Source organism: Hyphobacterium sp. CCMP332 (assembly GCA_014323545.1).
Classification (GTDB): Bacteria; Bacteroidota; Bacteroidia; order Cytophagales; family CCMP332; genus CCMP332.
Genome location: CP058647.1, coordinates 63470 through 84974, shown reverse-complemented (window position 1 = coordinate 84974; position 21505 = coordinate 63470). Strand labels below are relative to the sequence as shown.

General features: G+C 36.7%; 16 protein-coding genes. 10 read left to right on the top strand and 6 right to left on the bottom strand.

Features of this window, described 5'->3' with window-relative positions; all coding sequences use genetic code 11:
• Positions 1-136 precede the first annotated feature (136 nt).
• A complete protein-coding gene (locus tag HZR84_00390) occupies positions 137-931 on the bottom strand; it encodes a polyphosphate kinase 2 (protein ID QNL20471.1) in 795 nt (264 codons plus the stop codon).
• Positions 928-1773, bottom strand: a complete 846-nt coding sequence (ppk2, locus tag HZR84_00385; protein QNL20470.1) for a polyphosphate kinase 2 — start codon at positions 1771-1773, stop codon at positions 928-930. The genes HZR84_00390 and ppk2 overlap by 4 nt, the downstream gene beginning before the upstream one ends.
• Before the next feature lie 229 nt (positions 1774-2002).
• On the opposite strand from ppk2, the gene HZR84_00380 reads away from it, so the two are divergent.
• Complete coding sequence (locus HZR84_00380) at positions 2003-2548, top strand: hypothetical protein (GenBank protein QNL20469.1); 546 nt, start codon at positions 2003-2005, stop codon at positions 2546-2548.
• 68 nt (positions 2549-2616) lie between these two features.
• On the opposite strand, the gene HZR84_00375 is transcribed toward HZR84_00380, so the two are convergent.
• A complete protein-coding gene (locus HZR84_00375) occupies positions 2617-3075 on the bottom strand; it encodes a hypothetical protein (GenBank protein QNL20468.1) in 459 nt (152 codons plus the stop codon).
• Between the two features lie 288 nt (positions 3076-3363).
• Between HZR84_00375 and HZR84_00370 the strand changes: the two genes are divergently transcribed.
• Positions 3364-5379 carry a PKD domain-containing protein gene (locus HZR84_00370; GenBank protein QNL20467.1) on the top strand — a complete coding sequence of 672 codons (2016 nt, stop codon included), beginning with the start codon at positions 3364-3366 and terminating at the stop codon, positions 5377-5379.
• Positions 5380-5634: 255 nt separating this feature from the next.
• Here the strand turns inward: HZR84_00370 and HZR84_00365 are convergent, their stop codons facing one another.
• The 3 genes from HZR84_00365 to HZR84_00355 all read right to left on the bottom strand — a co-directional run bounded on the left by HZR84_00365 (position 5635) and on the right by HZR84_00355 (position 9617).
• Positions 5635-7296: an FAD-dependent oxidoreductase gene (locus HZR84_00365; GenBank protein ID QNL20466.1), complete on the bottom strand. Its 1662-nt coding sequence runs from the start codon at positions 7294-7296 to the stop codon at positions 5635-5637.
• Positions 7293-8684: a cyclic nucleotide-binding domain-containing protein gene (locus HZR84_00360; GenBank protein ID QNL20465.1), complete on the bottom strand. Its 1392-nt coding sequence runs from the start codon at positions 8682-8684 to the stop codon at positions 7293-7295. The genes HZR84_00365 and HZR84_00360 overlap by 4 nt, the downstream gene beginning before the upstream one ends.
• A gap of 63 nt (positions 8685-8747) precedes the next feature.
• On the bottom strand, positions 8748-9617 hold the full coding sequence (locus HZR84_00355) for a sigma-70 family RNA polymerase sigma factor (GenBank protein ID QNL20464.1): 870 nt from the start codon (positions 9615-9617) through the stop codon (positions 8748-8750).
• A 273-nt stretch (positions 9618-9890) separates the two neighbouring features.
• On the opposite strand from HZR84_00355, the gene HZR84_00350 reads away from it, so the two are divergent.
• The 8 genes from HZR84_00350 to HZR84_00315 all read left to right on the top strand — a co-directional run bounded on the left by HZR84_00350 (position 9891) and on the right by HZR84_00315 (position 21488).
• Positions 9891-10457: a hypothetical protein gene (locus HZR84_00350; GenBank protein ID QNL20463.1), complete on the top strand. Its 567-nt coding sequence runs from the start codon at positions 9891-9893 to the stop codon at positions 10455-10457.
• Between the two features lie 125 nt (positions 10458-10582).
• Entirely contained in the window at positions 10583-12334 is a 1752-nt protein-coding gene (locus tag HZR84_00345) for a long-chain fatty acid--CoA ligase (protein ID QNL20462.1), read from the top strand.
• A gap of 19 nt (positions 12335-12353) precedes the next feature.
• Positions 12354-13247, top strand: coding sequence for a PD40 domain-containing protein (locus HZR84_00340; protein ID QNL20461.1), 894 nt, complete (start codon positions 12354-12356; stop codon positions 13245-13247).
• On the top strand, positions 13244-13675 hold the full coding sequence (locus HZR84_00335; GenBank protein ID QNL20460.1) for a hypothetical protein: 432 nt from the start codon (positions 13244-13246) through the stop codon (positions 13673-13675). Before HZR84_00340 ends, HZR84_00335 begins: the two co-directional genes overlap by 4 nt.
• On the top strand, positions 13672-14121 hold the full coding sequence (locus HZR84_00330) for a D-tyrosyl-tRNA(Tyr) deacylase (GenBank protein ID QNL20459.1): 450 nt from the start codon (positions 13672-13674) through the stop codon (positions 14119-14121). Before HZR84_00335 ends, HZR84_00330 begins: the two co-directional genes overlap by 4 nt.
• 39 nt (positions 14122-14160) lie before the next feature.
• Positions 14161-14589, top strand: a complete 429-nt coding sequence (locus HZR84_00325) for a MarR family transcriptional regulator (GenBank protein QNL20458.1) — start codon at positions 14161-14163, stop codon at positions 14587-14589.
• Positions 14590-14661: 72 nt separating this feature from the next.
• On the top strand, positions 14662-17031 hold the full coding sequence (locus HZR84_00320; GenBank protein ID QNL20457.1) for a TonB-dependent receptor: 2370 nt from the start codon (positions 14662-14664) through the stop codon (positions 17029-17031).
• A 104-nt stretch (positions 17032-17135) separates the two neighbouring features.
• Entirely contained in the window at positions 17136-21488 is a 4353-nt protein-coding gene (locus HZR84_00315; GenBank protein QNL20456.1) for a CusA/CzcA family heavy metal efflux RND transporter, read from the top strand.
• Positions 21489-21505 lie beyond the last annotated feature (17 nt).

Here is a 21505-nt window from a genome sequence, read left to right as displayed (position 1 = left end):
GCTCTGTGCCAATGTTACTAATTCATTGAATTGTTGTTCAAGTTTCTGGCGGTCGGACTCCCTGCTTTCCGATTAATCATGTGCATTGCACTCGGTGACAAATACAAGCAAAACTGCATAAATTAAAAATTGACTATCAGGGCTCATTCTTATACGGAATTTTATTGACTATGTGCTCAAGTGAAGCAATTAGTGCCTGGTTTCTGTTTTCACCATCTAGTATAGTCCAGGGGGCTATTTTTGTATCCGTTCTTTCGAACATCGCATTTTCATATTTGGAATATTCATTCCATAAATCCTGTGCTTTTGAATCTACCGGAGTCATGCGCCATTTTTTTAAAGGATTAGAATTAATTTCCATTAACCGTCTGGCTTGCTCTTCCTTGCTGATTTTCAAAAATACTTTGAATATAATATTTTCGGATTCAAATAGCATTCTTTCAAATTCATTGACCTGGCCCATAAATATATCGTATTCTTCCTGGCTGCAAAAGCCATGAACAGGTTCAACCACTGCACGATTGTACCAGCTTCTGTCAAAAAAAACTATTTCTCCAGGCCTGGGTATTTGCTCTACATAGCGTTTAAAATACCATTCGCCCTGTTGGTCTTTACTGGGTTTGGGCAGAGCAACAGTTTTATAATGTCTGGGGTTAATAAATGCTGTAAGCCCATTGATTACACTGCCTTTGCCAGCGGCATCGCGTCCTTCGAAAATGACTATAACTTTCTTATTGTTTTTTCTGATCCAATCCTGAACTTTTACAAGTTCAATTCTTAGCGATTCAATCTGTTTTAGTTCTTTAAGTATTTGAAGGCTTGACTCAAGATCAATTTCTTCATTTGAAAATAATGATTTAAGTCCCTGTCCGGAATTGAGAAGTTTTAAATCGTTCTTATCGAGTCTTACTTTATGTTTCTTTTGGTTCATCTTTTTTCTATTCTTCGATAATATCGATAAAGTACATTGGGGTCTATCAGCAGGTTGGAATCGTCTTTACTTTTTAATTCATAATCAAATTTGGAAAGCACATAGCGAATACACTCCAATCTGGCCACTTTTTTTTCATCAGAATTAATAATTATCCAGGGACTAAATGAAGAATGTGTTCTGGAAAACATCTGCTCTTTGTAAAAGGTGAATTTATTCCACAACTTATGCGCTTTTAAATCAACAGGACTTACTTTCCACTGTTTTAGTGGATTTTTCTGTCTTGATTTTATTCGCTTCATTTGCTCCGATTTACTTATATCCAGCCAAAACTTAATCAATACTACTCCGTCTTCGTAAAGCATGTGCTCAAACTCATTCACATGATCCATAAACCTTTGGTATTCCTCTTTTTTACAGAATTCCATTATTGGTTCCACTACAGCTCTGTTGTACCAGCTTCTGTCAAAAAAAACGATTTCGCCCGGATTGGGCATTTCTTTAATATATCTTCTGAAATACCATTGCCCTCGTTCAATTTCGGTGGGTTTATTTAATGCTACAACACGCATAGATCTGGGATTGAGATGTTGGGTAAATCTCTTTATTGCACCTCCTTTTCCGGCAGTGTCTCTTCCTTCAAATAAAATTGCTACCCTGGCATTTGTTTTTTCAATCCAATGCTGAAGATTTACAAGTTCAACCTGTAAGGAAAGCAAAGATTTTTCATAGGCCTCATTTTCGTAAATTTTATCAAGATTTATTCCTTTTTGCTCTGCAATTTGAATCAGCTCTCCCCGGGAATTTAAACTTTGAAAATCGGATTTATTTAACCTGGCCATATATTAAATACATTGAAATGTAAATAAAATACATTTCGATTAAATGTTATTAAAGGAGTTTAATTCAGTTTAATTATAAATTATTTGTAAACCTCCATGCACACACCTGTGTAATTATCTCCACAGTTTTTTTTCTTTTAGGCAAATAATCAAAATATTGGATTGGAATGCATCTTGAAGAATTATTCGTAAACTAATTTTTAACTAATACTTACAGAAAGGATATACAATGAAACTCAAAAGAATAACAATAACACTCATTTCTATATTGACGTTTACATTTCTGATGGCTCAAGAGAAAGAGAATACTACATTTAGCACCTGGGATAAAGATGCCGATGGCCTGATAGAAAAACATGAATTCGTTGAAACCTTTGTTGATAAATTTTATCATGTATGGGGTTCGGACAATTCTACAGGAATGTTAAAAGAAGATTTTTTTAAAGAATCGTATGCTGGTTTGGATTCAGATAATGATAATTACTTATCAGATGAAGAATGGATCATAGGCTATAATTACTTTTATCAAGATTATGTATTTGATTCTGAAACATATGTTGTAGATGCCAATGCAGATGGAAAAATAGATTACAATGAATATTACAGTGTTGTATATGACACAAAGTACTTCTCAGATATAGACAATGATGAAGACAATTATATCAGTGAATACGAATTGGCAGAATACGTCTTTAACAATTGGGATTTAAATAACAGCGGTACATTGAGCACTTCTGAATACAGTCGCTTCGATTGGTACTACCTTGATGTATAATTAATTGTCAAAATGAAAATAAGATCGCAGGAAATGCGATCTTTTTTTTTGGAGCTTAAATCCAAACCTTAATTTGCTTTTTGGTTCTTTACTGATAAAAGCATCTTTGGATTTCGTTTCAATTGCTTGATATAACTGATATGTCTGAATCGCAAAGCAGACCAGTCATCATCAATGGATACTTGTCTTACTGGTTCAAAATTATACTTACCTAGGGCCTCCCAGCCATTATCCCTGTTGATATCTGAATAGTAATTCTTTGAAGATTTTTTTGGGTAAGCAAACCACAAAACAACATCACCATTTATGCTTGGAAGAATGGTTTCAATATGATTTTCCAATTCTTTGCGATTTTGGGCAAAACACAGTAGGAATGACCATTCCGAATCTGCATTGAATTTTGGCTTAATTAAATTTCCGAAATCTGATTTAGTGAGAAAGGATTTAATATTCTCCGGAGCAAATAAAATTATCGCTTTAGACTGATCCTTGTAATTCAGCTTTTTGAATAATTGTTCCGGGTTCATTTCGCATTAAGTTTTTGGTTGCATTTTTTTACAGCGGCATTATGGAAATTTTATATATCTAATCGGTCATTTCTATTATCTGGAATTAACAACAAAGTATAAACGCTTATTTACAAATATTCTATCTTCAATTCAAATTAATATGTTATCATTTAATTTATCCTTCCAGAAAACCAATTAATTACTTATATGAGCGCTAAAATTATTTTTATAAAATCTTTTTACAGAATTAGAATTTACTCATTCTTTCTCTCTAACTTTCAGATACATAAAATTAAACTATTAGAAATGAAAACAAACTATACTTATTTCAAATATCTTTCAATTTTAATGATCGGAATGCTTTTTAGCTCTGTATCATTTGCTCAATTGACCTACGTACCGACACCGGGCGGAAGTTCATCTGCAAACTTTCGGGGCCCATGCGCATCTTGTGGTTTTCAACGCTATGTAGGAATTTACCCGGGTTCTGAAATTTCCGGACTTTTACCTAGTGGAGATTCCTTGAGGGCCATGAGCTTCAATATTTTAACACCACAAACAACGGCCGTAAGTGGAAATATGATTATTCTAATTTCAAATACCAGTGATCTTGACTATCAAAAAGGATCAAGTTGGTCTGCGGCAATTGCAAATATGGATACCGTATATGATGGTCCAATGACAGTTCCATCCGTAGCTGGATTCTATGATATTGTGTTTCAAAATGCTGTTGAATACACCGGTGACGGAATTTATTTGGCTTATCAATGGACCACCTCAGGAACTTTAGCAGGTGCTGAGCCAACTTATTCTGCCAATACAGCATTTAATCCGGGTATGGTGAGAAACCAAAATTCTACAGCTCATTCTGATGCACTTGGGTCAACAGCTCAATGGCGTGTTCAGCTTCGTTTGGCTTATCAAACTGCTGCCATTGATTTAGGAGTTTCAAATCCGGGCACTTCAGGTTCGCCATGTGGAGGTACAGGAGCGAATTTTGATTTTCAGGTTATAAATGCAGGTGCTTCTTCAGTCGACACAATTTTTTATCACTATGATATTACAGGTCCATCTACGTCGTTAAGTGATGATACCTTTGCTGTAAGTACTTTGAATCCGGGTGATACACTCTTAATCAGTCGAAATGAAACATTGACAAATAGCGGTGAATATTTCTTCACAGCCTATCTAACACAACCAAATGATGCTATTCCTCTTAATGATACTTTGAGCAATGTTAAAGTAGCTAAATTGGATGTGGTTAGTTCATTTCCTTATTTGGAAGATTTTGATGGTGCAAGTCAGGGTTGGTCATCTGATGCTATCAGTGGTCCAAATGACTGGGAGCTAGCTACACCTTCGGGTTCAGTAATAAATTCGGCCTCTTCAGGTGCAAATGCCTGGGTGACCAATGCAGCAGGCGACTATGCTGTATCACAGGATTCATGGGTAAATTCTCCATGTTTTGATTTAAGTTCTAATACCAGTCCGGAAATACAGGCACAGATCTGGTGGAATATTGAAACTGACTGGGACGCAGCCTTATTGGAATCTTCTATCGATGACGGACAAACCTGGAATGTAGTTGGATCACTTGGATCAGGAGTAAACTGGTATAATAATAATGCTGCAACTTTGGTTGTTCCTGAAGGATGGTCCGGAGATCCGGGTTCTGGAGGATATGTAAATGCTACACAAGCGTTAAGCGGTCTTGGTGGTCTGCCAAATGTAAGACTCAGATTCAGATTTGTATCAGATGGAAGTGTTGTTGCCAACGGATTTGCTTTTGATGACGTTTCAATTATATCAACTTCCGTTAGTGCTCCAACTGCCGGATTTACCTACGTTAATAGCAGTGGAAATACGGTCGATTTTACAGATGCTTCTACGGGAACAATCGATACTTTTGCCTGGGACTTTGGCGATGGTAATACATCAATGATGCAAAACCCAACGCATACTTATGCCAGTGCTGGTAATTATAATGCTTGCCTGACCGTGTCTAATTCAGCAGGATCAGATACATTTTGCGATACTGTTTCAATTCTTTCAGGAATTAAACAAAATGTAATTGCAGGATTAAAATTATATCCAAATCCATCCAATGGCATTGTCAGCATTGAATTTGAAAATCAATATTCCAGTGCGGCTGTTTTATTAATCACCGATGTATTCGGAAGAAAAGTTTACGAAGAAGAACTAAGTCAATCTTCGGGATTGGTTAAGAAGAGCATTGATATGCAAAACTTATCCAAAGGAATTTACTTCATCGATATTCGAGTAGGTGACAAAAATTCTATAAGACGAATTATTTTAGAATAGAAAACCAATTTAAACCAAAGGCCTCTCAATCCGAGAGGCCTTTTTTTTATTCACTTTTGAACGAATTTGAATTTCCCTATTTTACTAAGCCAAATTTTTTAGTCGGGAAATGCTCGTCGTGATAATCATAAAACCGCTTTGCCCTTCTCCGAAATTAAGAAGAACTCTGTCCTAATTATTCAGATTTTGAGTCAAAAGACAATGCATACCTACTATTAGAAAATAAATAGTCAAAGCAAATTCTGTTTTTTTTAATCAGATCTCTTCCAAATATTCATGAACTAATTTGATCGCCAATGCGCCTTCACCAACGGCAGATGCCACTCTGTTCATTGCACCCGCTCTAACATCCCCTGCAGCAAAAATTCCGGGAATACAGGTTTCAAGAAGATAGGGTTCGCGATCTTTCTTCCAAAACTTTTTATAGTCTTTGTGTTTTGTTAAATCCCTTCCCGTTTCAATAAAACCTTTATCATTGGTTATAATTTTATCATCGAGCCAATCGGTGATGGGCTTGGCACCTATAAAAATAAAAAGTGAGGCTGCCGGATGTAATTTTTTGCTTTTATCCTTGAGATTCTCAATTTCCAATTGTTCTAAATTCTCACTGCCAATGGCTTTGCTAATTTGTGAATTGGCTATTACCTCAATATTGGGCGTTTCATTGATCTGATCGATCAAATAGGAGGACATACTTGAACTGAGATCCGGCTTACGAATAAGTATATGAACCTTTGCGGCATACTTGCTTAGATACATAGCACCCTGGCCGGCCGAGTTGCCACCGCCGACAATATAAACCTGCTGGTCTTTGCAGGCATTGGCTTCTGTTGTCGCTGCTCCGTAATACACACCTAGACCGGTTAATTCATCAAGCCCCTCCACCTGTAATTTTTTATACGATACTCCCGTTGCAATTATTACGGATTTTGACTTAATTTCTTTATCATCATTAAGTTTTAAAAATTTGTACTGCCCTTCAATTCTGATCTCCTTTACCTCAAGAGGTGATAAAAATTCAATTCCAAACCTTGTGGCCTGTGCAACTGCCCTCCGCGACAGCTCTGCACCACTTAATCCTTTTGGAAATCCAAGATAATTTTCGATTCTCGAACTTGTGCCAGCCTGTCCTCCGGGAGCATGTTTTTCGATAAGCAAGGTCTTTAAACCTTCTGATCCGCCGTAAACTCCGGCGGCCAGACCACCCGGCCCGGCTCCGATAATGACAACATCGTAAAGTTCTTCTCTGGCCTGAATATTTCTACCGGTTTTTGATGCTATGGATCTCAGGTCCGGATCTACCAGAAGTTCACCATCTTCCATTATTACAGCCGGTAAATTTTCAGAATTCAGGTTATTGGCTTCCATTAATTCCAGGGCCAATGAATTATCTTCAATTGGCAGCCATTGGTATGGAATAAGATTTCCACTCAGAAAATCTTTAATACTATGAGATTTTGAGCTCCATTGTTTACCGATGACCTTGATACCTGAGTAAAGTGGAATTATACTTGAATTCCATTCATCGAGAAGATCCTGTAATATGGGAAACATTTTCTCTTCCGGTGGATCCCAGGGTTTCATTAGATAATAATCCAATTGCACATCATTAATGGCTTTAATGGCTGCTTCAATATCTGAATAAGCTGTTAATAGCACCCTTTTGGCATCAGGATATGACAATTTGGCCTTTTCCAAAAAATCTACACCCTGCATTTCGGGCATCTTCTGATCCGAAATGAATAGGGCTATGTTCTCACCTCTTTTTTTTAATTCGGAAATATTTTCAAGGGCTTCTTCAACCGAACTGGTTGAAAGAATTTTGTAATCCTTTCTGAATTCGCCTCTTAAATCTCTAACTATTGCTTTTAAAACCTGAGGGTCATCATCAATTGCGAATATTATTGCTTTGCTCATTGATTTATTGGTAGTGAAATTTCAAATATAGTTTGGCCGGGTTTTGAGTTGACAGTTATATTGCCATTGTGCTCTTTAATAATTCTGGACGATATATCCAGCCCCAAACCCGTGCCTTTGCCCAAATCCTTTGTTGTAAAAAAGGGTTCGAAGATTTGATTAACAATATTTTCCGGTATTCCAGGACCATTATCTTCAAATTTGACACTTAGAAAATTTTTATCAGATACGGCCGAAATTTTTAACTGCCCTTCAGAATCTATGGCATCAAGGGCATTATCAATTATGTTTGTCCAAACCTGGTTGAGTTCGCCCTCCATGCCTTGAATTTTTGGCAGATCATTTTCAAAGTCAAGAATCAAATTGATGTTCTTTTCTTTAATCTTATGTTGGAAAATCACAAGCGTGCTTTCAATTCCATCATTTATATCCACTTCAGCCAGCTCAGGAGCGCGATCCATATGGGAGTGTGATTTTATCGAGGATACGAGTTTACTTATTCTTTCTGATGCCTCATTTACATCTTTAAGCATTTCATGAACGCTGGAATTCAAAACCAACCAATTGAGAAAGCTTTCAAGCTTCTTTTCACCTATCTGTTTTTCAATTTCCTCTACCTTTTCTTTATATATTCCCTGATCAATCAGATCCTCTGCGAGTTCCATGCCATCTTCAAGTCCAAGCTCATCGAGATAATCTATCATTTCATCTTCAAGATTACTTTTGTCGATCATTGAAATTTGTTTGGGTTTTGCTTCGGAATCCAAGTCAAGAATTTTTTTAATATTTTCAATTGCATTCATTTCAAGTCCTGAGCTCATCAAATTAAAACTCAAGTTCTGTAGCTTTTTCCAATTCTTGTCCAATTCACGACTTGTACTTCTAATGGCCGAAGCAGGATTGTTTATTTCATGTGCTATTCCGGCAGACATTTTGCCCAAAGCCTCCATTTTCTCTCTCTGTTGTTGAAGCATGGTAAAGCTTCTCACACGGTCTGACATCAGTCCTACAAGATTTTGTACAAGGCTCTGGCTAACTCTTTCCATTTCTGAAAAGTGTTTTTTATGCACAGCAAGACAATGTGTATCAATTACTACTTGTGACGTACCTCCGGCTTCCTTCATTCGTGAAAATGGCAGGACACCCGTAATATCACCACTTTTTGCCGATCCTGTTTTTAAAAAATTCCCACCGGCCTCAATCATGAAATTCATTTCACCTTCGAGAATTATTATCATTTCTTCAACAAGGTCGCCTTTCTTAAAAAAATAATCTCCTTCTTTTACATTGCGATATACACTATGGGCAAGCAGCCAGTCAATTACTTCTTTTGATTCCTTTTGCATTATAGGAATTTCAAGTAGTTTTTCTCTAATAGGGTAAGCCATCAAAATGATTTAAGCTTTGAAAATAAAAAAACCCTGAAGCTTCTGCCACAGGGTTTGAATTTTTTATCTTCCCAAATAGGGGATGAGCGATTTGCTTCTCGAGGTAGATCTCAATTTCCGCAAGGCCTTTTCTTTAATCTGCCTCACTCTTTCTCGGGTTAATCCAAGGTTTTCTCCAATTTCCAAAAGAGACATGTTTCTTTCCATTCCGATGCCAAAGAATAATTTTATAACTTCTCTTTCCCTTTCATCCAGCGTTTGAAGCGCTCTTTCGGTTTCTATACGCAATGAGTCTCTGTATTCAAGTTCCTCGTCTGTTTTTTCCGCATCTGCGTTTTCCAATACATCCAAAAGGGAATTGCTTTCACCTTCCTGAAAGGGGGCATCAACAGAAACAGATCTAGAAGCTGCCTTCAGAGTAGATTTAACCTCATCAGTGGTTAACTCCAGTATTTCTGATAGTTCTTCCGGAGTTGGTTCCCTTTCGAACTCCTGCTCCATTTGAGATATCCCTTTATTAATTTTTGAAAGCGATGAAATTTTATTTAATGGTAATCTGACCAGACGACTTTGCTCTGCTAAAGCCTGTATAATTGATTGTCGAATCCACCAAACTGCGTAAGAGATAAATTTAAATCCCCTCGTCTCATCAAATCTTTGAGCGGCTTTTACCAGCCCAAGATTTCCTTCATTAATGAGATCATTTAATGATATATTATTATTCTGATATTGTTTCGCCACAGAAACTACGAATCGAAGATTGGCTTTGGTTAATTTTTCAAGAGCAATTTGATCTCCTGCTTTGATTCTTCTTGCCAGCTCTACTTCTTCTTCAGGTGTTATCAGATCCACCTTATTAATTTCCTGAAAATATTTTTCGAGAGATTGTGACTCCCGGTTAGTAATAGTTTTTGAAATTTTTAGTTGACGCATTCAGTAAATTGTTTTAAGTAAATCACGCGTTTTGAAAATATGGCCGCAAAAATACTCTTTTTTGACAAATAATTGTCAAACACCTGTTTTATAATAATTTAACTTAAAAATTGGCGAACGATCTGACAAGAGTTACGATTTGGCTTATATCCAAACACAAGCATTAAACTCCTAATAAAGAAAAAAGGTTCGTAAAAATTCATTTTTTGAACAATTAATTCTTAGTATCGTAGCATATTCCTTGTTAAGTTTGGATGAAAGAAAATAAAAAACATGAAAAAACTAATTCCTTTCCTTGCAATTGCTTCGTTTTTATTCCTGGCAAATTGCAGTCCCGAAAAAAAAGAAGAAACTAGCTCAAAAGAAGAAATGAGCAATGAAGAAATTGAAGACAAAGTGGCCGAAGAAGCGAAAGCAGCAAATGTTACAGGTTATACAGATCTAAATGAGCTAAGCAAAGAGCTTGTGGCCTCACTAAAAGCCAATGACTATGAAGATTATCTTAATCATGTGATGACCGAAGAGATGGAAAAAACGGTTGTTAATGAAATTAAAAATGAAGAGAAGCGAGATTTCTTTTTGGGTGAATTTGGATTTAGCCTGGAAAGAGAAAAAGAAGAATTTGCAAATCTTGTGACTTATTTAAATGACCGAAATGTTAGCCTCGACAGCATTAATTACGATGAAGTTGAAGTTATAGATTATCATCACAATGAATACGCGCCTTTGACTTTGAAAGAAGTGGTGATCGTAGTTCCTCACGAATATGATGTGTTATTGATCTACACGGCTATAAAAATAAAAGATCGCTGGTATCTAACCTCCGAATTAGAGGTATAAAATCAAAAGTAAAATTATGAAAACCACGAAGTATCGTGGTTTTTTTTTGCCTTTTTCAATTCTTATTGGAATTTGTTTAAAGCGCATAATATGTATATTAGTCTGCACATATATTTGAAAACTATATGACAACTTCAAGATGTTTTGACTTTCTCCATGAGCAGATGGACCAATTTCCCCTCAAAGATTGCATGTCATTTAAAATGCAGGGGAAATGGAAAAAGTACAGTACTGCAGATGTAATTTCAATTTCAAATCGCTTAAGTCATGGACTGCTGTCACGGGGAATTAAAAAGGGAGATAAAATAGCAATCATTTCCGAAAACAGGCCGGAATGGTTATTTGTTGATCATGCCATTCAGCAAATAGGTGCTGTTTCTGTCCCGCTATATCCTAATGCAGTAGCCAACGATTATGAATACGCATTTAACCATGCAGGTGTAAAACTGGTTTTCTTTTCAACAACTGAAATAGGAAGAAAAGTAGAAAATGCATTAGGTGACAAAATTGAAGTTCATTCATTTTCATTTGATAAATCAGGCTCCTTCCTACATTGGGAAAATGTGCTTGAAGATGGTGATGATTCAATCCTTGAAAAGTCGAGAGCAGAAGTAAAGCCAGAGGATTTATTTACAATAATTTATACTTCGGGAACCACCGGGCAGTCAAAAGGTGTCATGCTTTCACATAATAATGTAGTCAGCAATACATTATCTGTTGGGAAAAGAATTAATATCGAAAGAGGGAATTCAAGAATACTTAGCTTTTTACCGCTTTGTCATATTTTTGAACGTACAGCTTCATTTTTCTATTTATCCGCCGGTATATCGATTTACTATGCTGAAAATATTGATACCATTGGCGATAACCTTAGAGAGGTAAAACCACATTTTTTTGTAACCGTTCCGAGATTGCTTGAAAAAGTTTATGAAAAGATTGAAGCCAAGGGCCGAGACTTAAGCGGAATTAAAAAGATGTTATTTTATTGGGCCATTGGTCTGGGACTCAAATATGAGCCCAATAGGAATCAGGGTTGGTGGTACAATATGCAATTGGCTTTGGCCAATAAACTCATTTTTTCAAAATGGCGGGAAGCTCTTGGGGGAAATGTCAAAATTATAGGTTCAGGAGCTGCGGCCTTACAACCCAAATTGGCAAGAATATTTTGGGCCGCAAAAATAAAGGTGATTGAGGCCTATGGACTTACAGAATCCTCTCCGGGAATAACAGTGTCACTGGATACTAAAGAAGATATTAGAATAGGTTGTGTCGGGCCTGCAATTGAAGGTGTAGAAGTTAAAATAGCCGAAGATGGGGAAATTCTCTGCAAAGGTCCAAATGTGATGATGGGCTATTACAAAGAACCTGAAAAGACAGCCGAAACGATTGTCGATGGCTGGTTACATACAGGTGATGTTGGAGAACTGGTCGAAGGAAAATTTTTAAAAATTACCGATCGGAAAAAAGAAATATTTAAAACCTCAGGAGGCAAATACATAGCACCTCAACCCATTGAAAATCAACTTAAAAATTCATTGCTAATTGATAATGCCATGGTAATCGGGGAAAATGAAAAATTTCCGGCGACTTTGCTTGTGCCCAATTTTGAAGAATTAGAGAAATGGGCTAAAAGACACAATATGAAATATTCCGATTCCTTAGACCTTCTCGAAAACGAAAACGTATTGGAGAAATATCAGATCGAGTTGGAAAAAGCGAACAAGGGACTTGGTCAATGGGAGAAAATTAAGGCTTTTCGACTTACAAAGACTCTTTGGAGTATTGAAAGTGGTGAATTAACGCCTACGCTAAAACTAAAGCGAAGAATTATTAAGGAGAAACATAAAGATCTCATTGAAAACATCTATTCAAAGTAATAAGCATTGAAGCATCGTTATGAGAATAATCTTATTGTTGAATCTGCTACTTATATATAGTACAAAGGTTTTTTCTCAAAATCCAAACACAGATATATATATTGCAGAATACAGTTTTGACAATGGTAATTTTGAACTCAATGGCCTTTATAATTTTACCAATAGGGTTGGTTATGACAATCAACCTTTTTTTCACCCTGAAAATAAATGGCTTTATTATTCTTCAATCAGAAACGATGGACAGAGTGAAGTTTACAGATTTGAATGGGAGAATCAGAAAACCTACAAGGTGACTCAAAGCTATGAAGACGAATTTTCTCCGCAGCTTATACCGGGAAGAAACTCTTTTAGCACAGTGAGAGTGGAATTCAATCAAAAACAACGACTCTGGTCATTTGACATCTTAAATCCTGAAATGCCTGAAGTTTTATTTCCGGAAATTGAAAGAGTGGGCTATTCGGCATGGATGGATGACGATAATCTGGCACTTTTTATTGTTTCACCTGATGAGCAATCTCATGAATTGATGCACATCAAAGTTGCAAATAAGGAGGTAAAAAAGGTCGATTCTCACATCGGACGTGGTTTTGCTGTAAGACCCGAAAGCAATGAACTGCTTTATGTATCAAAAAAAGATTCGTCTAATTGGGTTTTGAACTTATACAGTCCTTCCGCTGAGAGTCCTGAATTGATAGCGAAAGCACTTAATTCATCTGATGATTATTGTTGGTTGAATTTCAATTTGATAATTTCAGGTAAGGGAAAAGCTTTCTATATACTTGATATTACTGATAATAAAAAGGAATGGATTTCGGTCTTAAATTTGAATGATGATATAATTGGTTCAATAGAAAGAATCGCAATTCAGCCAAAATATAAACGTTTAGCATTCGTCGTAAATAAAAAACAATGAAAAACTTAATTTTTTTACTCGTTTTAGGATTCGCACTAAGTTCTTGTGCACTCGAACAGGCCAGTCCATCAGATTACAATGATGCCTTTTACAGGGAGCAAATGAAAATCAAGGAAAAAATAAACCTGCTCGCAAAAACCAACGACTATTCACGGCAAAAGGAAATCGTGGAGGAATTAAAAGTACAAAGTACGGAATCCTATCAAAAAATAATGGAAGTGGGGGCCTTCAGAGGAGATGATCAACTTTTTAAAGCGGCTAAACAATTGTTTGAATTCTATAAAAGAATGGCCCATGAAGGACTGGATACTGAACCTGAGAATATTTCAAGTCAGCTCGATCAATGGCGTCAGGTGCTGGCAGATGAGGAACACGAGTTTTTAAGAGCTCAGGGTAAATTTGCCGAAAACTATGAACTGTTTCTGTGATAGCTCTTATTCAGAGAGTACTTGAAGCAGAATGCCGTATAGATTCCAAAGTATTTTCAAGAATCAACAAGGGATTATTGGTTTTTATTGGAATTGAGGAGAGAGATAGCGAAGAAGATGTAAAATGGCTGTCTAATAAGATCGTCAATATGAGAATCTTTTCTGATGAAGAAGACAAAATGAATCTTTCTTGTCCCGATGTGAATGGTGAATGCCTTTTAATTTCACAATTTACTTTACATGCCAGTACCAAAAAAGGTAACAGACCTTCATTTATCAAAGCTGCCAAACCCGAAAAAGCAATCTCGCTTTATGAAAAAATGATTATTCAGTTAAATTCCCTGGGCTTAAAAACCCTGAGCGGTGAATTTGGAGCAGACATGAAGATTTCTTTAATCAATGATGGGCCGGTGACAATAATTATAGATTCTCAGAATAAAATCTAAAATTCATATATTTCGTAGATATATCAACTATTGATAAATATGAATCAATATCAAAAATTTTATTCTGAAATCGATCTGCTATTGAAAGCCTATCGTGCCACCTTAAAAAATGCCTTTGCAAATGAGGGGATAAAGATTTCTATTGATCAATGGCTGGTTTTAAATGCCATTGGTAAAGATGAGGGAATAAGTCAAAAGGAGATTGCGGATATTACAGCTAAAGAACCCGCAGCGGTTATGAGAATGCTGGATTCCATGACAGAAAAAGATTTAATTGCAAGGATTCCAACAAAAGAAGATCGAAGAAAGTACCAGATAATATTGAGCCGTGAAGGCAGACAAATCTATTCAAAACTCAGCAAGGTTGTACAAGAGGTCAATAAGAGAGGGTTGAAGCAGTTTGATTTTGACCAATTGAATATTTTAAATGCTTATTGCCGGCAAATTAAAACCGACTTAAAAGATTGATTCACAAAATATTGAAATTTATTTAATCCAATATAGATTTGCTAAAAATAATATTTAGATTTGTCTAAATTTATGATTAGCAAGATCAAAATAATTATTTTATTTTCAATTGCCCTGACCTTAAATTGGCAGGGAGCTATGGCACAAAGAACCTCAGTGTCCGGAAAAATCACATCCGCTCAAAAAGGGCTTGAATTTGTAGCCATTCAAATTCTAAATACTAATCATTTTGCGTTGAGCGATTCAAGCGGTCAATTCAGGATAGATTCTATCGATCCGGGTTCATACACAATTCGATTCAAAGCTCTGGGATTTAAAGACGTAGAAATGCCGCTCATTTTAGATGAGAATGAAATGATGAATATTGAAATGACTGAAGATCGCCTGCAACTCAATGAGGTGGTCATAAGCGGTACAAGATATGAGTTGGACAAAAGGGAATCACCTGTAATAGTCAATGTTTTAAAACCGAGAACATTAGAGGCAACGCAATCCATGGCCATTTCCGAAGGGCTCAATTATCAACCGGGTGTTAGGGTAGAAACCAATTGCCAGAATTGCGGATTTACTCAAGTAAGGCTCAATGGGCTGGATGGGGCTTATTCACAAATTTTGATTAACAATCGTTCGGTTTACAGCGCCCTTAATGGTGTTTATGGGCTGGATCAAATTCCCAGCAATATCGTGGAACGCGTGGAAATTGTTAGAAGTGGCGGGTCAGCACTATACGGATCCAATGCTATTGCGGGGACAATCAATGTTATAACAAGAGAACCTCTATTCAATGCCTGGAGAATTGCCAATAACACTGCATTCATTGATGGTACAAAATTAGACAATACAACAAATTTTAATGCTTCATTGGTAAATGATGAATTGAAATCCGGTATAACAATTTACGGGATGAAAAGAATGCGTGAGGCTTTTGATGCCAATCATGATGGTTTTTCTGAAATAACAAATCTTTCTACCAATGTCTTTGGTTCCAAAGCTTTTTATAAACCTCATGAAAACTCAAAATTGAGCGTTGATTTTAGTCTAATCAATGAAAAAAGGAGGGGAGGTGATCGTCTTGATTTAGAACCACATTTAACCGACATCACTGAAAAACTCCAACACAATACTGCTTTTTACGGACTGAGCTATGATCATTTTCTCGACAAAAAAAAGAGACAGAAATTGAGCAGCTATGTTTCCGGTCAATTAACAAAACGAGACAGTTATTATGGTGGGCTTGGTGGTGGAAGGACAAGTGAGGATAGTATTCTGGCATTAAACGCCTATGGAAATACAAAAGACGCCGCATTGGTGACAGGCATTATGTATAAGATCGGATTTGCAAATAAAAATACATTAGTCTTTGGATCAGAATATCAATACAATGAAGTGAAAGATATAATCCCCGGCTATAATAGATTGGTGGATCAAAAAGTAAATACAAGTGGTTTTTATTCTCAATTTGAGTTTCAGGCCAGTGCAAATTTGAAAATTCTTTCAGGATTGAGGTACGATCTGAGCAAAGTGGAGGGTCAGTACAAATTACAATCCATTGAGAGGAGTTCAGAAGTAGACCTGGGTATTCTAAGTCCGAGAATTACTCTGTTCTACAATTTATTAAACCAGTTGCAATTTCGGGCCGGATATGCAAGAGGTTTTAGGGCTCCACAGGCTTTTAACGAAGATTTACACATATCCTCTGTTGCCGGAGAAGCGCGTTTTGTCATTTTGAGCGATAATCTGGAAAAGGAGCTTTCTGATGCGTATACCGCTTCATTGAACTTTAACAGTAAAGATTCAAGAATTCAAAGTCAATTTCTTGTCGAAGGTTTTTATACTATTTTGAGAAAGCCATTTACAATTATAAACAGCGGGCAAAGATTGCCAAACGGATCAATCGTGGAGGAGCTGAGCAATGGTAATGATGCCATTGTTAGAGGCGTTAATCTGGAACTAAATTTTAGTCCTCATCGGGAATTCCGTTTTGAAAATGGTTTTACAATCCAGGAATCTTCCTATCGCAGCAGTCAGATTATTTATGAACCGAATAATAGTTCTTCCGATGCAAAAGTAAGTACCGATCGGTTTCTGCGTAACCCAAATTTATACGGTTATTCATCTATTAATTGGAAACCAGTGGAAAATTTTTCGACAGATATTAGCAGTAACTATACGGGTGAAATGATCATTCCAAAAGTTGTTAGCCCTGAAGGCAAAATTGACTTGATAAAAAGCAATCCCTTTATTGACTCTAATATAAAATTTAGCTATCATTTTGATCTTAAAAATGACCTAAGACTCGAATTGGCTATAGGTGTTCAAAATATTTTTAATTCTTATCAGGAAGATTTTTCCAGAGGCCCTCAAAGGGATTCGGATTATATCTATGGACCTGCACGACCAAGAACCTATTTCATTGGGATAAACCTCGGCAATTATCATTAGAATTCAATGTGACATAGGTTACAAATAAGGTCTTGAATCCAAACTAACTTTATTAATTATTGGAAATGAATATGACAGCTAAAAATTTCAATTAATTTGCGGTCATGATTAAACAAATCATCTCTTTTTCCATAAGGAATAAGCTGATAATCGCATTAATGACCCTGGCTTTGATCATTATGGGGATTTGGAGTGCATTGCAGGTACCTATCGATGCTGTTCCCGATATTACCAACAATCAGGTACAGATCATCTCTCAGGCACCCAATCTTTCAACAGAAGACATAGAACAGTTTATCACCTATCCGGTTGAATTGGCCGTGGCAAATTTACCTGGCATCACAGAAATTCGATCCATTTCAAGATTTGGCCTCTCTGTGGTAACTGTAGTTTTTGAAGATGATATGGGAATTTACCTGCCAAGACAATTGGTGGCCGAAAAATTATCTGAAATCAAAGATGATATTCCGGAAGGCTTTGGAAAACCCTCAATTGGGCCAATTACCACAGGTTTAGGAGAAATTTATCAATACACGTTGGAAGTCGATTCCAATTATAGAAATCAATACAGTTTAACCGAACTCAGAAGTATTCAGGATTGGCTAATTAGAAGACAAATGGCGATGTGTCCGGGAGTTATCGAAGTAAATGCTTTTGGAGGATATGTCAAACAATATGAAATCGCAATTGATCCCAATGAACTCAATGCAATGGGCATATCGCTAAGTGATATTTTTAGGGCTTTAGAGCAAAACAATCAAAATACCGGTTCTGCCTATATCGAAAAGGATCATATGGCCAATTATATAAGAGGAGAGGGGCTTTTGAGGACTGTTGATGATATTGAGAATATTTTGGTCTATAATCATGCCAATATTCCCATTTTAATTAAAGACATAGCAGAAGTTCGAATAGGTCATGGCATTCGCTATGGCGCTTTTACCAAAAATGGTCAGGGAGAAGCCGTAGGAGGAATAATACTCATGATGAAAGGTGAAAACTCGAATCAGGTGATCAAAAATGTAAAGGAAAGGATGGCTAAAATTGAAAAATCCTTACCTGAAGGCATCAGTATTAAGCCCTTTCTCGATAGAACCAAACTTATACAGAACACCACAAAAACCGTAGCCACCAATTTATCAGAAGGTGCTCTCATAGTCATTTTTGTTTTGGTCTTTCTTCTTGGCAATTGGAGAGGAGGTATAATCGTAGCTTCGGTCATTCCATTGTCATTGCTTTTTGCTTTTATACTGATGAATGCTTTCGATGTGTGGGCCAATCTTATGAGCCTAGGAGCCATTGATTTTGGAATAATTGTGGATGGGGCCGTAATCATCGTGGAAGGAAGCGTATTTATGTTTCAGACAAGAGTCTTAAAAGGTCAAAACCTGAGCAATTCCGATAAAGATGACTTAACGATAAATTCATCGACAAAAATGATGAATGCTGCATTCTTTGGCCAGTTGATTATTCTCATTGTTTTTCTCCCAATCCTAGCCCTGGAGGGAATAGAAGGTAAAATGTTCAAGCCAATGGCTCTGACCTTTATTTTTGCTATGATGGGCGTGATGCTTCTCTGTCTGACTTATGTTCCTATGATGAGTTCCTATTTTGTAAAAGTCTCAAAAAACCCCAAACGAGGATATGGCGATAGGTTTATTAATTGGCTAGAGGACAAATACGAATCTACTTTGAACAGAGCCATGCGATGGCGTTCTATGGTAATCATTTCAGCTTTAATTTTATTGGCTGCATCGGTATTTTTATTTAATAGGATTGGAGGAGAATTTATTCCAAAACTCGATGAAGGTGATATTGCCTTTCACGATCTACTGAGGCCTGGTAGTTCATTGACTGAAGGCATTGAAGTCACTACAAAAGTTGAAAAACTTATTTTAGATAATTTCCCTGAAGCAGAACAGGTATTAAGTAGAATTGGTGTTTCTGACGTACCAATTGATCTTATGCCAATGGATGCGGCCGACTGTTTTATAATATTAAAACCTAAAAAGGAGTGGACAAGCGCAGAAAGCAAGGAAGAGCTGATTGAAAAGATCAAAGCAAAACTACTGACTGTTCCTGGGGTTAATTACGAATTTACCCAACCTATAGAAATGCGTTTTAATGAATTGATGACCGGCGTAAGAGAGGATTTGGCCATAAAACTTTACGGTGAAGACATGGATATTCTCGCTGCCAAAGCGGAAGAAATCTCTGCCTTAATTTCAAATATAAACGGTGTTGGCGATGTTAAAGTGGAACCGATCAGTGGTCTTCCACAAATTACAATCAAGTACAACCGATCTAAATTGGCCCAATACGGTCTAAATATTTCAGAGGTAAACAGAATTGTTGAAAGCAGCGTAGCCGGGCTTAAAAGCGGCACTATTTACGAAGGTGAAAGGCGTTTTGATTTAGTAATTCGCTTTCATGAGGAAAATCGAAAGGATATAGAAGATATAAGAAACCTATTTGTCAATCTTCCGGAAGGTCAGCAAATTCCATTGAGAATTATTGCAGATATAAATTATAAAAGCGGACCGATGCAAATCAGCAGAGATGATACCAATCGCAGAACTTATGTTGGCGTTAATGTTCGGGGAAGGGATATACAATCACTTGTTGATGAAATCAGCCGTAAGTTGGATCGTTCACTCGATTTACCTGCCGGTTATTTTATTCGTTATGGCGGAACTTTTGAGAATCTTCAAAAAGCTACGCAGCGACTTAAAATAGTGGTTCCCATATCGCTGGCGCTTATTTTTATATTGATATTTTTCGCCTTAGGCTCTCTTAAACAGTCCGCAATGATTTATATAGCAATTCCTCTGGCAGCAATTGGAGGTGTTTTCTCATTGTGGCTGAGGGATATGCCCTTTAGTATCTCTGCGGGAATTGGCTTTATTGTATTATTTGGAATAGCTGTATTAAATGGCCTGGTTCTGATCTCGGCCTGGAATGAATTAAAAGAAGAAGGTATTTCAGATTTAAATGAAAGAATTATAAATGGTGCAAGAAGACGAATTCGGCCTATCTTGTTGACGGCATCTACTGATATCTTGGGTTTTTTACCCATGGCATTGTCAACATCGGCAGGAGCAGAAGTTCAAAGACCCCTGGCTACTGTTGTTATAGGTGGGATGATATCTGCTACCTTATTGACTTTGATCGTGTTACCTTTATTATATAAATGGATTGAAGAGAAAAAGAAAATGAATTTTACGGCCAGGCCAATATTGATGGCGCTGTTTTTAATTATTTCCTTACCGGCGATTTCCCAAAATTCTGCGGATAAGGTTTTGAGCCTTGAACAGGCAATTGAAATTGCAGTAAGTAATAATGGGGATCTTCAGGCATCAGAAAATCGCATATTGATAGCGGAAGAAGCCAGGAAAGGGGCAATCAGTTTACCTAAAACTGACTTTGGAGTTCAATACGGACAATACAATAGTGCTGATGATGAACTGGCTTGGCAGCTGAATCAAACTTTTGCCTTTCCAACGGTTTACAGCAGGCAGCGGCAGTTGGCTATTTCCGAAATTGAAAGTAAAAAATTGAGCTATGACATGGATTTGAATGAATTGAAATTCAAGGTCCGATCCTCTTGGTACAGACTTTCTTATCTCAATGAAAAATTGAACATTTTACTTTTTCAAGACTCTCTTAGTCAGGATTTTCAACGCGCAAGTGAAAGCAGGTATAAGACTGAGGCATCCTCTTTATTAGAAAAAATGACAGCTGAAACTCAGGTGATGGAAATATCTAACAGAGTGTTTATGTTGCAATCGGACATTGAAATTGAAAAGGCGCGCTTACTTATTTTATTAAACAGCAGCACTCATAAGGATGTGGCAATCTCAATTGAAGAAAAAAGGGACTATCAATATTTACTTGATTCAAAGCCCGATGATCAAAACCCGGGATTATTATTGCGCAATTGGGAAATTCAGAAAGCCGCGATAAATCGAAAAGCTAAATCGAGCACATATTTACCAGAATTCAGGATAGGCTATTTTAACAATTCGCTTAAGGGTGTTACACTTTCAAATGGAGAATTGGCGAATTCATCACAGCGATTTGACGGATTTCAGGCGGGGATTTTAATTCCAGTATTTTACAATAATATAAGGTCAGATGTTCGCAAAGCTAAATTGGATCAAAAAATTGCAGAAATAAAAGCTGAATATTATTCTCATACATTAGACAATCACTTTAATCAACAATTACAAGAGATTAGAAAATTTGAAAACAGTTTAAATTATTATCAGGAAAAAGCATTGCCACAGGCGCGTCTGATCATTAAAACAGCGCAAAAAAGTTATGATCTGGATGCCATCGGTTATTTGGAGTACTTCCAAAATGTTGACAGGGCATTGCAACTCAAATATGAGTATTTGGAAAATTTGAATTATTACAATCAGGCCGTTATCCGCCTTGAATATATTTACGGTAAATAAATGAATCAGTATAGTAT